We start from the raw sequence: 1,032 nt of genomic DNA, 5'->3' as shown, positions 1-1,032 counted from the left end.
ACCCGGCCCTCACCCTCGACGACGCCTGGCGGACCGAACAGACGTTGGTGTCCTACCGCTACGACGGACGTTTCCGACTGATCGAAGCGACCAATGCCGCCGGTGAAAGCGAACGCTACGACTACGATGACCAGCACGTCATCCTCCAGCGGCAACTGGCCGGCGGGGCGAGTTTTTATTGGGAGTGGCAAGGCGCCGGGCCGGCATCCCGTTGCGTACGGCATTGGGCCTCGTTCGCGCAGATGGACAGCCGTTACACCTGGGGCGAGGACGGCAGTGTCACGGTCCGGCACCTGGATGGCAGCCAGGAAGTGTATGTCCACGACGACCGGGCGCGGCTGGTGCGCAAGGTCGAGCCCGACGGCGGCGAGCACCTCAAGGCCTATGACGAACAGGGCCGGTTGATCGCTGAGCAGGACCCGCTGGGGGCGGTCCGCGAATACCGTTACGACGACGTCGGACGGCTGCTGGCGCTGATTCCTCCAGATGAAGCGCCGACGTCCTACGAATACCGCAACGGTTTCCTGCACACCCGTTCCCGTGGCAAGGCGGTGTGGACCTACCGGCGTAATGCCCACGGTGATGTGATCGCCAGCATCGATCCCGACGGCCAGCGTACGGAATATGCCTACGACGCCCACGGACAATTGCTGGCAAGGTACGACCCGGACGGCGGCGAACATCGCTTCACCTGGAGTCGCCTGGGCCAACTGACCGAAGAGATCCTGCCCGACGGCGGCCGTCGGTGTTTTTCCTACGATGCCCTGGGACGTTTGCTCAGCCGCCGGGACGAACACGGCGCCCTCACGCACTACCAATGGGACGCCGTCGGCCGACTGCTGCAAGTGACCCTGCCCACCGGCGCCATCCGGGCCTGGAGCTACAACGCCTACGGCAAGGTCATTGCCGAGCGCGACGAGCAGGGCCGCACCACCCGCTACGAATACGCCGATGACCTGCACCTGGTCAGCCGTCGCCTGAACCCCGACGGCAGCGAGCTGAAGTACCGCTACGACTCGGCGCGGCTGTTGC

The 1,032-nt window shown here is 65.7% G+C and carries 1 pseudogene; it reads left to right on the top strand.

The annotated features are described in order from the left end of the window. A pseudogene (locus J3361_RS29250) lies at positions 1-1,032 on the top strand (RHS repeat protein); the annotation flags it as partial.

Source organism: Pseudomonas sp. OA65 (assembly GCF_017498305.1).
Taxonomy (GTDB): Bacteria; Pseudomonadota; Gammaproteobacteria; order Pseudomonadales; family Pseudomonadaceae; genus Aquipseudomonas; species Aquipseudomonas zanjanensis.
Note: the sequence above shows the minus strand (reverse complement) of the source record. Positions and strands in the feature narration are given on the sequence as shown.